Raw genomic sequence first — 13512 nt, forward strand, 5'->3', positions numbered from 1 at the left:
TTTTTGTTTCTGATTAAACCAGTCTTTCAAATAAGTTAAGCAGTCGTTTACGTGACTCTCTAGGCATACTTAATGCTTCTTCAATAGGAACTGATATAATCTGGTTGTCTTTGATGCTTACACATTGTCCACCAATGCCTTGCATCAATAAATCAACAGCTTTTTCACCCATGCGGCTTGCCAATACTCGATCACTTGGTGTCGGTGATCCACCACGCTGTACGTGGCCTAATACCGTGGCTCTACCAGAGAATCCAGTATTCAGACTAACCTTTTTCGCAAACTGGTGTACGTCTGTGATTTTTTCAGAAATTACCACAATTGCATGACGTTTCTTTTTGATCAAATCAAAATCACGCAATCTCTCCAGCACTTCGCCTTCCTCAAAGCCAGTGGAAGAAGTAATAACGATTTCAGCACCACAGGCAATGCCTGCCCATATTGCTAAATCACCACAACGGTTTCCCATTACTTCTACAATAGAACAGCGGTGATGCGAACTGGAGGTATCTCTCAGTTTATCGACAGCTTCTACGATAGTCGTAAGTGCAGTATCAAAACCGATTGTAAAATCAGTACATGTGATATCATTGTCGATCGTGCCAGGCAGACCGATACAGTTGATGCCCATTTCCGTTAAGGCCAGTGCACCACGATAAGATCCGTCCCCACCAATTACAACAACTGCCTCGATTCCACGTTTCTTCAGCTGGGATACAGCTTTTTTACGAACTTCAATATCCTTGAACTCCGGCAAACGTGCAGATCCTAATATAGTCCCGCCACGGTCAATGATTTCACCAACGGAGGCCTTCGTCAAAGGTTCTATATAGCCTTCTACCATTCCCTTGTATCCATCATAGATACCGAAAACTTCAATTCCACTATTTAATGCAACCCTTGTGACGGCACGAATGGCAGCATTCATTCCCGGTGCATCTCCACCAGATGTCAGAATACCAATACGCTTTACCATAATAATTCCTCCATTCACTTCTTTATAATACCATTTTCTTACAATTTTGACTAGCATTTCTTTACGTTTTACGTGTATTTATTTACGATTTATGTACAAGTTAGAATCTTCGCGTTTCTCCTTTGACGAATATTTCATCTGATAACGCTTTAATTCTTTCCATTAATCGCTCTGCGGCAATCGGCTCGGATGATTTGTTCGTTGTCACACGCAGACGTTCTTTTAAATCCTTCATAGAATAATTACTTGTAAAGATGGTTTTCTTTTTTGCCTGCATTCTGGCTTCCAATATCGTTAATAAGATATCATCACGACTCCAGCTGGTAATACTTTCTCCACCGATATCATCTAATACTAGAACATCTATGCGTTTTAACATATTTAATTTTCGTTCCATGCCTTCTGGATCTTGAAACATCAGTTTTAAATCCGAAATGAGCTTTGGCACATGGACAAATGCACATGGCACATTTCTTCTTGTATAGAAATTGGTCATACCAGCCGCAAGATAAGTTTTTCCCACACCTGGTTTTCCCCATAAGTATACCCCTTTGTCATTTGTTTCATCCATCAGATTCTGGGTAATCGACATGACGACTGATTTGTAATCTGCACTTTCTTTTTTTAAATCCAGACGTGCAATATTGACAGACAGCATTTCTTCATTCATATCTGCCTGGCGATAGTATTTTTTATGAGCAAACTGTTCTTCTCTTTGTATTACATATGCACAATGTGTTAAGCGATTTTGTAAGAAACCATCTACATACAAATCAAGATAAGCACCTTTTTGTGGCTGACGACAAAACATCAGTCCTTCACAATGCTCACATTTTTCTTTGACCTTTACCCAGTCAGAGAATTTACCGCTGTGTTCTTCCACAAAGTGTTCATCTAATTGTTGCTTTTTCAGCCATTCTTTGATGTAAGGATGAGCCAGCAGTTTTTCTACCAGCTGTTTCTTTTTTACTTTTTGTTCTTCGCTTAATTCATAATGAAAACTGATTTTATCCATGCTGCTCACCTTCCAGTTCTTTCAACATTTTTTCTAATGCTTCCTCATCCACCTGTTGATTGCTTTGTACACTGTCCTGATCATGATACCATGCAGGCAACTGTTTCTTTTCGACATTTGGTTTCGGTTTTCCTTTTTGCTTTTCTTCTTCTATCTGCGCCAATGCTTTTTCTTTGGTATCTATACCTAAGCGCACCCATACACCAGCTACTTTTTCTACATAGTTTCTGGTAAAACGCTGATTGGTGGTTTCTAATACATATTCTATCAATACATTCACAACTTCTGGTTTCATCTTGAAATCTGTGATCAAATTCTCTATTAAAAACTTGTCCGCATGACTAACTTTTACACCGCGTTGTTTCTTTTGTAAGAAAATAACTGGCGGTAGCCCATAAGGATCTTGTTGCTTTTCTTCATAGACAGGTTTGGCATTTCGGCATTTTTTCTTTAACGCTTCCAGATTTAACCGCCCATTTTTTAAATCGATACATTGGGAAACCAGCTTGCGCATTTCCATTTCTGATATGCCATGAATGGTCGCAAGCTCCCCTATGGCATGCAGATTTTCTCCACTTCTTGCCTTTAAAGGGAATATCATTGTAGAATATCCAGTTAAGAACCGATCAAAATTAAAGCTGAGCGGGATATCATTTTGGGTTAAGATATCCTGCTTTGGTTTCATCTTTTTAAACAGTTCTTCCTGACTATCCTCCCAATCTTCTTTTAATACGTTTTCAAAAGGAATCGTGATTTCCTGATAGCCTTTTTTATCCTCGATGGCTGGGGCAAAACAGAGTTTATTGAATTCATAGACCTGTTTCCCCATTTCCTTCATATATAGTCTGCCAAATACTTCATGACGCAGAAATTCACTGCCTTTTTTAGGCATGAACACCTGATAGATATAAGCATTATGTAAGGCGTCATAATAGGTTTTCATTAACAGATACTGTTCTAGAATGCGTCTATTTTTTTCTATGACTTCCATGCTTAAGCCAGTGATATTGGCAATTAACAAATGGTTTTTTATTTTCGCATGGCGGGTGCCGATGGCAAGCAGGGTCTGATACAGAGTAACTGCATCCTGTTTGATAAGGGGGGCATACAGCATGGTAAATGATGCAAGTGTTTCATTGCTGATTTCCCCACAGATTTCTATTTTGCATTTATCTTCCTTCATCAGCATCCAAACCACCTCTATTCTTTATTCAGTATATCATGAATCTGCTGTTTCAAAGCTTTTTTATCTCCATTATTCCAGAATACGACATCACTTTTGTTAATCTTTTCTTCCTGGGGCATCTGGGCATCTAATCGTCTAATTGCCTCTTTTTGGGATACATGGCGATACATCATCAAGCGCTGTAAGATGATATCACGTTCTGCTGCCACAACCCATATTTCATCAAAGAAGCTTTCCCAATGTACCTCAAATAGTAATGGTACTTCTACAACTGCCAGCTTTTGATTTTTTAATGTATCTAGACAGTTAGAGATTTCTTCTTTGATCAAAGGATGCAAAATACCCTCTGCTTGTTTTTTCTTTATCGGATCTGAGAATATCAGATCACTCATTTTCTGTTTATCTAATTCTTTTTGTTCATTTAAAATATCATCAGAGAATACTTCTACCAGTCTTTGATATCCTTTGTTTCCTTTTTTTAATAAGTCGGCGTTGATGGCATCACAATCTAATACAGTAACATCTGCTTCTTTCAGTATTTCGATTACACTGGATTTCCCAGCGCCCATCACACCTGTTAATCCAATCTTTTTCATTTCCTTTTCTGACATACAGGACAGTAGCACGTTCCTCGCTGTGCGACTTGGATCTTTTTGATTTCCGTGCCACAGACACTGCACTTTTCTCCTTTTTTCGCATGTACTTTCAGTTTCAACTGAAATCTTCCATCCACCCCTAAGGAGGATGTATAGGAACGAATGGTTGTTCCACCAGAACGGATGGCACCATTCATGATTCTTCTTGTTTGATAGATCAATTCTTCAAAATCTTTTTTACGCAAATGATTGATCATAGTTTCTGGATGCATCTTCATCGCAAAACATATTTCATCCGCATAGATATTACCAATACCACACATAATACTTTGATCTAACAAAACAGCTTTTAAGGCTGTTTTTTTATGATGCAGGCGGTGATACAGATAATCTGAGGTTAATCGTTCATCAAATACATCATAGCCAAATTTCTCAAAACAGGGATATCGTTGCTCATCTGTTTTAGGATACAGCCACATTCTGCCGAATTTACGTGTATCATGATATCGTAATTGCCGCCCATCATCTAAGGTAAATATCACATGCGTATGTTTATCGTATGCCTCAGATGGTCGTTGTACATAGAATTTACCTTCCATACGCAAATGAACGATCCATACCATATCATCTAAATCAAAGATAAGAAACTTTCCATAGCGTTCATATGCCAGTATTTTTCTGCCTTTGATTTGTTTTATAAAAGTATCAACATCAGGATAGGCGATGATACGTGTCCAATAGACTTCTACATTTTCAATAACGGGATGATTCAACTGATGCTCTAAGGTACGAAGAACGGTTTCTACTTCAGGAAGTTCTGGCATTATTTTGCCTCATACCAGTTCTTGCCTATGCTTGCTTCCGCAATCAAAGGAACCTTCAGCTTCATGATATTCTGCATACCATCTTCTACCAGTTCTTTCATTAATTCGATTTCATCCTCACATACATCAAAGATCAATTCATCATGAATCTGTAAGATCATGCGTGATTTCACGCCCCGTTTCTGCATGGTGTCATAAATAGAAATCATTGCCATCTTGATCAAATCAGCAGCACTTCCCTGGATAGGAGCATTCATGGCAGCGCGTTTTCCAAATTCACGCATCATATAATTCTTATCGCTGATTTCTGGAATATATCTTCTTCGATTAAAGATAGTTTTTACATAGCCATTTTCTTCACAATAGGCAATTGTCGCATCCATAAAGGTTTTGATGGCTGGATAAGACGCAAAGTATTTTTCAATAAAGCTGTGTGCTTCTTTTCTGGATATACCCAGCTGTTCACTTAAGCCGAAATCACTTTGTCCATACACGATACCAAAATTAACTGTTTTTGCGCTTCTTCGCATGTTGGAAGTTACCGCATCATGGTCAACATCAAAAATCTGCATGGCTGTTTTGGTATGAATATCAATACCATGATTAAAGGCATCAATCATCTGTTCCTCATTTGCCATATGTGCTAACATTCTTAATTCAATTTGTGAATAGTCCGCACTTAACAATACATGGTTGGGACTGGCCACAAATGCTTTACGTATTTCTTTGCCTTCTTCATCACGAACACTGATGTTTTGAAGATTTGGTTCACTACTGGATAAACGCCCTGTCTGGGTCTGTATCTGATTAAAAATCGTATGGATTTTTCCATCGCTTTGGATATGTTTACTCAATCCAACTGCATAGGTACTATAAATTTTCTGATATTTCCGATGCTCCAGCAGTAATGGAATGATAGGATGTACATGAATCAGTTTCTCTAATACATCTGCGGCAGTACTGCGTTTCTTGCCGGCTTTTAAGCCTAATTCATCATATAAGATGACTGCCAGCTGTTTTGGGGAATTGATATTAAATTCCATACCTGCCATTTCATAAATCTGTCTGCTTAAATCATCAATTTTCTTTGCGGTTGCCGCAGCGATTTCATCTAATGTTTGCAAACTTGTATAAACGCCTTCTTTTTCCATCGCATATAACACACGTGTTAATGGCATTTCAATATTCATAAACAGATCCATCATTTCCATTTTATTCAATTCATCTTTTAACGGCTTAATCAGATCTGATAGATCATCTACCTGCATCAGCGCATAGTTTTGTTGCTGTTGCTCATCAACCAGTTTTGGTTTGCCACGTTTGCCATATACATCTTCTTTACGAATACTGCGATCAAAGTTATATTTCTCCTGCAGCTTATCATAATCTGAAATCGTTCCATCTACTAAGAATGCCGCAATCATGATATCAAATGCAATATTGCCACATGGGATATTATTTTTATGACAGGTATGATAGAAATTCTTTGCATCATAGACCGCCATATGATTATCTTCTTTGATATATTGTAAGAAAGCTTCATCTTGTAAAGCATCCGATAAGGTGATGTATTCGTTTTTCGTTTCATTTCCAATGGCGAAGCCATATAATTGTGCATCATAATAGGCTTCATTGTCGACATCCGCATAGACAACGGAATCATCGCATAATAAATCTTTACTAATGATATGTACAACTTCCCGTGTACTATGTTTTTCTACTTTATCGGTATTCATAGTAGCTTTCGCAAAGCTGTTCATTTCATATTTTACATAAAAATCATGCAAGGTATCGCCTGGTTGTGGCATTGCGATTTCATCGATGGTAAATGGAATATCCGCATCCGTTTTGATTGTCGCAAGATATTTTGATAAAAATGCTTTTTCTTTATCGGTTACCAGTTTTTCTTTCAGCTTGCCTTTAATTTCATCAATGTGTTCATATACATTATCTACTGTTTCATATTCATTCAACAGTTTTAATGCTGTTTTTTCACCAATTCCCTTAACACCTGGAATATTATCTGCACTATCTCCCATCAACGCTTTTAGATCAATGATCTGACATGGCTTAATGCCCATGGTTTCCATTAATTTTTCTTCGTTCATGACTTCCATTTCCGTGATTCCTTTTTTCATCAGATAAACATCTGTGGTAGGATCAATCAGCTGTAATAAGTCACGATCACTGGAAAGGATATGGATATTTACATCCGGATATTTTTTCGCAAGTGAGCCTATGATATCATCTGCCTCAATGCCTTCACATTCATAGCGAGTGATACCATAACTATCTAAGTATTCACGGGCAATTGGAAACTGTACGATCAATTCCTGATCCAGTTGTTTTCTTGTCCCTTTATATTCTGTATATGTTTCATGACGGAAGGTTGGTTTTCCAGCATCCCATGCCACAAATACTGCATCTGGTTTTACCATATCCAGTGCTTTATTGATCATGGTGATAAAACCATATACCGCATTGGTAGGGATCCCATTGCTGGTTTTCATCATTCTTCCATATAATGTCGCATAGTAAGCACGAAACAACATGGAATTTCCGTCAATTAATAATAGATTTTTCATAAAATAACCTCCATTTGTACTTTATTTTACCACAGTTTTCAATAAATCACGCGTACTTTACACATAAATCAAAAAGAAAAGGTCTTGCGACCTTTATGAAGCCATATTTTCCAGCATTTTCAAATTTTCATACATAATTGTAAGATAATCTTTGGTAGCTTTCTGATCTGATTCACTGATACTAGACAGATTGCTCATATTAATAGGTGTTAATCCTAATTCATCAATCAGCTGCTGCTGTAACTTGGCCATGTCTTCTGGTAAATTTTGTTCCAGCACCATATAACGTACTTTATCTGCACGAATACGGCTCTTGATTGCTTCTAACTGATCTTTGGTAGGCAATGCCCCATATTTACTTAAACATACAGGATATACATTGACACCATAGGATTTCTGCCAAATGCCGAAACTTGGCGTCATGGACACAAAAGAAATCTGCATATGTTCTTCCGGTATCTTTTGATAATCCGCATCCAAACGTGCCAGATCTACTTCCAGTTTTTTATAATTAGACTGAAATATTTTTTTATATTCCGGATATTGGTTACTCAAAGATGTACAAATATCATGTGCCATAGAAGTCATAGCGACTGGATCCATCCAAAGCATTGGGTCGGAATCATATAAATCCAGCATTTTGAACGCATCCCCATCATAATAAGGTGCTTCCACCCCTGTGGTAATACCATTGATGGTTGTCGTTGTATAACGTTCAAATTTATATACGGCACTCTTTGTTTCCAGATTGACCATATTTACTTTTGTGGAACGGATATCATCATAATAGATATCCATATATGGTTCTAATCCACCAATATAAAACAAAATATCGCTGTTTTTTAATGTTTTTTTATAATCTTCTTTCAGTTGTGCACGTTGTACCAATGTATCTGTACTGATATTTTCCACCTCTACATAATTGCCTGCGATACGATCCACAAGATAAGTTAATGGATAAATGGTTGTGGCAACCTTTGGGTGTTCTTCACTGCATCCGCTAAGAAATAACGCACATAACATGATGACAAGAAAAGATTGAAGTTTTTTCATAACTTTCATCCTCCTTGTTTTAAATTATATCATAATTTTTTTCATGCGCCTACTCATAATCGAAAAATCGATAGCCATTTTTCCTCCTCCATCCATGCGCCATGCACATACATCACATTATAGGAAAAGCGATATAAATCATGTCCTTTATTCATGCGTACTGGATAAGAAACAGGATGCCTTCTGCGATAGCGATAGAATACCAATTTACGATATCTGATGGTGTAGTATGCCATGATGTTTTCCATAACCAATAAGACAATCACCATCATGGCACTGATGCCATGTAGTATCTGAAAGTATCCTAACATCAACAGCCATATGATTGATAGCACATGCAATAAGCGGGCAGCTGTTTCATAACGAAAGAAAAGCTGTAAACATAACTCTAATATCCGTCCACCATCCAAAGGATAAATTGGCAGCATATTAAAAACCAGTATCGAAGCATTCATCAGACATAAATACTCGTAAAAGGTATAGGAAATGATATGGGTACCTACAAAAAGATATAATAATACCGGTTCAAAAAGGTGTGTTAGAGGGCCTGCGATAAGGACACAAAGATCCTTTAAGCCACTTCGATAGCCAATGGATTCTATGATGGCACATAGGCCAAATGGATATATAATGATTTTTCGTATGGGATAATGAAACAGATATGCGATGAATACATGTGCGCCTTCATGCATGCTCATGATCAAAAAGATAAAACACAGTATTTTATAAACCGGCAGCCATGCACACAAGAAAAGAAAAGGTATCCATAACCAGGAAACCTTAATCTTGCGTAGCTTCATGCATATCCAGCTTGCGATTATCTTTCATAAAGCTGATCATGATTTGATCTTGATAAGTCCCTAACACCTTATCTTTTAAGATACGTTCATTTTCTTTGACACTGACATCTTTTACCCCTTCATATGTGGTCACAACTCCATTATCCTGTTTCATCACGATACTAACATCCTGATTTTCCATTTTCTGAATATGCAATACCACACCATCATACAGGTTATTCACCGTATTGGTATCGTTACGATACGTATCTTCTTTCACTTTGGTATAAGAAACAGGCGAGCTGACACTTTGATCTTTCAACTCAAGAAAATCTTCTAACGGCAACCATGATGACAGCTCTTCTAAATGTAGTTCTTTCATAAATGCAGGCATTTCAACCAGATGTAATTTCTCATTCAATAATAACGCTAACACCGCCACACATACAAACATCATCAACATCACTGTATGATATAAAAAGCGAAATATATGCGGACCCTTCCTATGTTCCTCTTCTTCAAATCCAATTCTTCGCTGGGCAATTCTTCTTCTCACTTTATGCAGATCATCCACAAGCTTCCCTCCTCGTTACTACAACATATGCCTGTATACGAAAAAAAAGAACAGGCAGCCTGTTCTTAAGGATTCTCAATATCGTCTTTATGTTCCTGTTTATAAATTACCATTCCTGTTTTGATCATTATCGTAACCGGTACGGACAACATGATGCCAATTGGTCCATAAATCACACCACCCGCAAATATCACAAAGATTGTAAGCAATGGTCCAAGTGAGCTTCGTTTTTCATGTACGATGGGGGAAATGACATAGTTATCCACGTTACTTAAAATCAAAATACCAATCAATAACGCAATCAGATTTGGTGTTGGAAGGGTCAACCCTGTCAATAAACCAATGGCATTGGCAATCGTTCCACCAATATATGGAACAATCGTACCAAGGGCAGATATGATACCAATAATCAGCCAGTCGGGATGTCCCACCAGAAAATAAAATGCGCAATATTCAATCAATCGGATAAATACCAGTATAATCAAAGATTTGATATATACATACACATCCTCATCCATCTTGGTAAGATAATGATCACAATGAGGGAAGAAGAAACGAATGCCTTTTTTTATGTAGTTCTTAATACGTTTAAAATCAAACATCATATAAATTGCGATAATGATCGTAAACAGGATATTCGTTAAGTAATCCAATACCATCGTCATCCAGTTTGGCAGATTGCCAAGCAGCTGTGGCAGCCAGTCATCATAGCCCTCCAATAGTTTGATAATACTATCCTGAATAGAATTCACAACCGAAAAATCTTTAAAGTTTCCAACTTCTTTGATTTTATTACTGATCCACTGTACCCCTTCTATAATACTCATAATAAAGGAATTCACTTTTGTATACAGTGCTGGTATCAGCATCACGATCAATACGATAATTAATATGATCAATAAGACCCAGATGGCTAATATTGAAAAGTTTTTCGGTATCCCTTTCTTTTTCAAAAATTCCACCAGCGGGCTCATGATATACGCAATCACAAAGCCAGTCACAAACGGAGTCATGATAGAAACAAGCATCGAAGCCCAGCTTCCCCATACGCTTTGCGTACGTATCAACAGATAAAGAATCATCAGAACACCAATGATTTTTAACAGTACGTATAAGGAACAATGGTCGTCAAATTTTTGTAGTAGTTTCTTAAACATCCATTCACCAGCTTTCTTTCTGGTTTATTTTAACATACTGGCATGAAAAAAACCAGTCAGCCAAACAGTTTTGAAAGAAAGCTTTCCTTATGAAGCTTTGGCAGATTTACATATTCGCCCTGTAAGCGTTTTGCAATTGCCATAAAACATTCATAAACAGGCTGATTGCGTTTGATAACTGCTGGCTTTCCAATATTCCCTGCTCTTCGCATTTCTTCATCTTCAAATACATATCCTAAAAATTCAACCGCCAGCCAGCGTTTCGCATCTTCTAAAGGAATCGCAATCTTTTTTTCTATGGCTTTGGGTGAATAACGATTCACAAGAAAGGATATTTCTTCTTTTCCCTCCTGCATCAAAATACCGATGATGCGATCAGCATCCTGTAACGCTGTCACATCCAGTGTCGTCACAACAATGACTTGATCAACACAATACATGGAACATGCAAAACCTTTTTCAATACCTGCTGGGGCATCTAAGAACACATAATCAAACTGTCCTGCCAACTCCTCTACAATCAATTTCAACTGTTCCTTTGAAAAATCATGAATCTGAACACTTTTACAGGCAGGAATCAGATAAACATTTCTACAATACTTATCCTGCAGCATCGCTTTCCGTAAGGAGCAATGCCCTTCCATGACATCTTTTAAATCGTATAATACCCGATTTTCAAGTCCCATCATATAATCCAGATTTTTTAATCCCAGATCCATATCAATCAAACATACTTTCTTATCCATGTTTCCCAGCATTTCACCAAGATTCAATACGATACTGCTTTTTCCAACCCCGCCTTTTCCTGATGCAACGGCAATGATTTCTCCCATAAAGCTCCTCCTTTTACTGCTTTCAGTAATACTTTTTCCCTGTTATAGTAAGCTTTTATGGGTGCGAAACTTGTCACATTTTGAAATGCACTATCACAAATGCGCACCTTGGAAGTAATAGAGGAGGCCACAAGTACATCTTCTTTATGCCAAAGATCAATCACTGCCTCCACATGTCCAATCACATATAAATTTCCCATAGCATGCACATAGGCACCTTTTCGCATATCCCCTATCCATAAGGTATCTTCTGTTAATGTGATGATTTGCCCATTGTACAAAGTTGCTTCTTTGATTTGTTGTTTTCGCTCAACTATTTCATCAAATCCTTTAATCAGTATATGATTATTTTCACAGATGGCAAATAATGATAATAAGGTATCATCACAGACATCGGGTATATGAAAAAAAGCCTCAATCGCTTTTCCATACATTGAAATTGCTTTGAGTCTTTTCTCTAATTCTTTTAAAAATATTGTTTCATCATCAAATTGTGCAAACAGATGCAAGCCATCTTTTAATCCTTTGATTTTAATCTGAACCATTCGACCTTTTCGCTCCTTCTTATCCGTTTTTCTTTCATAAACAGATAATCATCTTTGATTCTCATTAGGAAAACGATGATCATAACCAGAATTGCATTCGCTAACAGCGTTAACAATTCAAAGCGTTCTGCCCATTCCAGAAACGTAAGTGCTGTCACTCTTTGGAAATACATATAAAAGTATACCAAAAGATCTTTGGCGAAAATTGTCACAATACATAATACTAAGGATTCAATTAATGTTTCTGTCATATGTTTACTCCATAAACGCAATAAACATGCGACAATACCATAGACAATGGCATATACCAAGAATGTATTTGCGCAGAAGAAGTCATAATACATCCCCCATAAAACAGCAAATAATACAGAGTCTAAGAAATCAAATTTACGAATTGTCAGAATCATGGCGCAAAAGCCAAGGTTTGCGATAAACAACAAATCATTCAACAGATAACTGCCAGGAAACAATACCATCAATATTTCATCCAGTATAAAACAGATGAATACAAATACTGCATGCGTCAACATTATTTCTCACCTGTCACAACAGCAACCGTTTCAAAACTTTGGAAATCATCCACTGGTTTTACATAAACAGTCTGTCCTGTCTGATTATTCAAAGCCTGCACAGTGTCCACGGTACCAATAAAGATACCCCCTGGATATCCTTCCCCTTTTCCACTGGAGATGACCTGTTGTCCCTGCTTGATCTTATCTGATGTATCAAACAATTGAACCACGTATCGTCCTTTACTTGCATCATAGCTTTGTAAAACACCATCCACGGCTTCTTTATCTGAAATGCTTACCTTAATAATGACATTGTTTTGTTTATCTTCACTCGTCAAAAGCTTCACAGTGCTGGAATACTCACTAACTTCAGAAATCTTGCCGATTAAGCCTTTTGCGGTTCTTACTGCCATTCCTTCTTTGATACCATCTTTTTTACCTTTATTGATTGTTAACTGATTGTTCCAGTATGCCTGATCACGACTTTTTACTTTCGCATATGTTAATTTATATGCAGTTTCATCTTTTTGTAAATCTAGCAGTTCTTTTAATTCCGTATTTTCTCTTATCAGTTCATCATTTTGTGCCTGTATACTTGGCATGGTGCTGATCAGATATTTATAGTTGTCATTTTCATCCTTGACCGCCCATAAATCAGAAAAATCTTTCATCCATCCTTTTAATGTTTGAAGTGGCTGATCAATCAATCCATATTTCAGCATACTGACACCATCATATGCAAGATTTCCACTCAGACTACCACTCATACTGCGCAGAATCACACCTAGTATTAGAAATACTGCGATCAATCCCAGCAGTATTTTTTGTAATCGATTTAATTTTGACATGCTATCACCAACTTTACTGCTATTATTAT

The 13512-nt window shown here is 37.2% G+C and carries 14 protein-coding genes; all 14 read right to left on the reverse strand.

Annotated features, from left to right (window positions below):
• Positions 1-13: 13 nt before the first annotated feature.
• The 14 genes from pfkA to mreC all read right to left on the reverse strand — a co-directional run bounded on the left by pfkA (position 14) and on the right by mreC (position 13483).
• Positions 14-976 carry a 6-phosphofructokinase gene (gene pfkA, locus DW114_RS03565; RefSeq protein WP_117452421.1) on the reverse strand — a complete coding sequence of 321 codons (963 nt, stop codon included), beginning with the start codon at positions 974-976 and terminating at the stop codon, positions 14-16.
• A gap of 100 nt (positions 977-1076) precedes the next feature.
• Positions 1077-1991 carry an ATP-binding protein gene (locus DW114_RS03570; RefSeq protein ID WP_117452422.1) on the reverse strand — a complete coding sequence of 305 codons (915 nt, stop codon included), beginning with the start codon at positions 1989-1991 and terminating at the stop codon, positions 1077-1079.
• Positions 1984-3180, reverse strand: a complete 1197-nt coding sequence (locus DW114_RS03575) for a DnaD domain protein (protein ID WP_117452423.1) — start codon at positions 3178-3180, stop codon at positions 1984-1986. Before DW114_RS03575 ends, DW114_RS03570 begins: the two co-directional genes overlap by 8 nt.
• Positions 3181-3191: 11 nt before the next feature.
• Positions 3192-3773: a dephospho-CoA kinase gene (gene coaE, locus DW114_RS03580; RefSeq protein ID WP_117452474.1), complete on the reverse strand. Its 582-nt coding sequence runs from the start codon at positions 3771-3773 to the stop codon at positions 3192-3194.
• Positions 3770-4597: a DNA-formamidopyrimidine glycosylase gene (mutM, locus tag DW114_RS03585; protein WP_117452424.1), complete on the reverse strand. Its 828-nt coding sequence runs from the start codon at positions 4595-4597 to the stop codon at positions 3770-3772. The genes coaE and mutM overlap by 4 nt, the downstream gene beginning before the upstream one ends.
• Complete coding sequence (gene polA, locus DW114_RS03590; protein ID WP_117452425.1) at positions 4597-7182, reverse strand: DNA polymerase I; 2586 nt, start codon at positions 7180-7182, stop codon at positions 4597-4599. The genes mutM and polA overlap by 1 nt, the downstream gene beginning before the upstream one ends.
• Before the next feature lie 93 nt (positions 7183-7275).
• On the reverse strand, positions 7276-8235 hold the full coding sequence (locus tag DW114_RS03595) for a metal ABC transporter substrate-binding protein (protein WP_117452426.1): 960 nt from the start codon (positions 8233-8235) through the stop codon (positions 7276-7278).
• A 53-nt stretch (positions 8236-8288) separates the two neighbouring features.
• Positions 8289-9035 carry a site-2 protease family protein gene (locus tag DW114_RS03600; RefSeq protein ID WP_117452427.1) on the reverse strand — a complete coding sequence of 249 codons (747 nt, stop codon included), beginning with the start codon at positions 9033-9035 and terminating at the stop codon, positions 8289-8291.
• Entirely contained in the window at positions 9016-9588 is a 573-nt protein-coding gene (locus DW114_RS03605; protein ID WP_117452428.1) for a peptidoglycan DD-metalloendopeptidase family protein, read from the reverse strand. Before DW114_RS03605 ends, DW114_RS03600 begins: the two co-directional genes overlap by 20 nt.
• A 65-nt stretch (positions 9589-9653) precedes the next feature.
• Positions 9654-10745 (reverse strand): AI-2E family transporter, encoded by a 1092-nt coding sequence (locus DW114_RS03610; RefSeq protein WP_117452429.1) that lies wholly within the window; start codon positions 10743-10745, stop codon positions 9654-9656.
• Between the two features lie 56 nt (positions 10746-10801).
• Entirely contained in the window at positions 10802-11578 is a 777-nt protein-coding gene (gene minD, locus DW114_RS03615; RefSeq protein WP_117452430.1) for a septum site-determining protein MinD, read from the reverse strand.
• Positions 11515-12123, reverse strand: a complete 609-nt coding sequence (locus DW114_RS03620) for a hypothetical protein (RefSeq protein ID WP_117452431.1) — start codon at positions 12121-12123, stop codon at positions 11515-11517. The genes minD and DW114_RS03620 overlap by 64 nt, the downstream gene beginning before the upstream one ends.
• Positions 12096-12653 carry a rod shape-determining protein MreD gene (locus DW114_RS03625; protein ID WP_233509524.1) on the reverse strand — a complete coding sequence of 186 codons (558 nt, stop codon included), beginning with the start codon at positions 12651-12653 and terminating at the stop codon, positions 12096-12098. The genes DW114_RS03620 and DW114_RS03625 overlap by 28 nt, the downstream gene beginning before the upstream one ends.
• Entirely contained in the window at positions 12653-13483 is an 831-nt protein-coding gene (gene mreC, locus DW114_RS03630) for a rod shape-determining protein MreC (protein WP_117452432.1), read from the reverse strand. Before mreC ends, DW114_RS03625 begins: the two co-directional genes overlap by 1 nt.
• Positions 13484-13512: the final 29 nt, after the last annotated feature.

Origin of the sequence: Absiella sp. AM09-50 (assembly GCF_003433845.1) — a bacterium.
Taxonomy (GTDB): Bacteria; Bacillota_I; Bacilli_A; order Erysipelotrichales; family Erysipelotrichaceae; genus Hoskinsella; species Hoskinsella hominis.

Coding starts and splice junctions, on each gene's coding strand:
- pfkA (WP_117452421.1), bottom strand. CDS start 976: ATGGTAAAGCGTATTGGTATTCTGACATCTGGTGGAGATGCACCGGGA.
- DW114_RS03570 (WP_117452422.1), bottom strand. CDS start 1,991: ATGGATAAAATCAGTTTTCATTATGAATTAAGCGAAGAACAAAAAGTA.
- DW114_RS03575 (WP_117452423.1), bottom strand. CDS start 3,180: ATGCTGATGAAGGAAGATAAATGCAAAATAGAAATCTGTGGGGAAATC.
- coaE (WP_117452474.1), bottom strand. CDS start 3,773: ATGAAAAAGATTGGATTAACAGGTGTGATGGGCGCTGGGAAATCCAGT.
- mutM (WP_117452424.1), bottom strand. CDS start 4,597: ATGCCAGAACTTCCTGAAGTAGAAACCGTTCTTCGTACCTTAGAGCAT.
- polA (WP_117452425.1), bottom strand. CDS start 7,182: ATGAAAAATCTATTATTAATTGACGGAAATTCCATGTTGTTTCGTGCT.
- DW114_RS03595 (WP_117452426.1), bottom strand. CDS start 8,235: ATGAAAAAACTTCAATCTTTTCTTGTCATCATGTTATGTGCGTTATTT.
- DW114_RS03600 (WP_117452427.1), bottom strand. CDS start 9,035: ATGAAGCTACGCAAGATTAAGGTTTCCTGGTTATGGATACCTTTTCTT.
- DW114_RS03610 (WP_117452429.1), bottom strand. CDS start 10,745: ATGTTTAAGAAACTACTACAAAAATTTGACGACCATTGTTCCTTATAC.
- minD (WP_117452430.1), bottom strand. CDS start 11,578: ATGGGAGAAATCATTGCCGTTGCATCAGGAAAAGGCGGGGTTGGAAAA.
- DW114_RS03620 (WP_117452431.1), bottom strand. CDS start 12,123: ATGGTTCAGATTAAAATCAAAGGATTAAAAGATGGCTTGCATCTGTTT.
- DW114_RS03625 (WP_233509524.1), bottom strand. CDS start 12,653: ATGTTGACGCATGCAGTATTTGTATTCATCTGTTTTATACTGGATGAA.
- mreC (WP_117452432.1), bottom strand. CDS start 13,483: ATGTCAAAATTAAATCGATTACAAAAAATACTGCTGGGATTGATCGCA.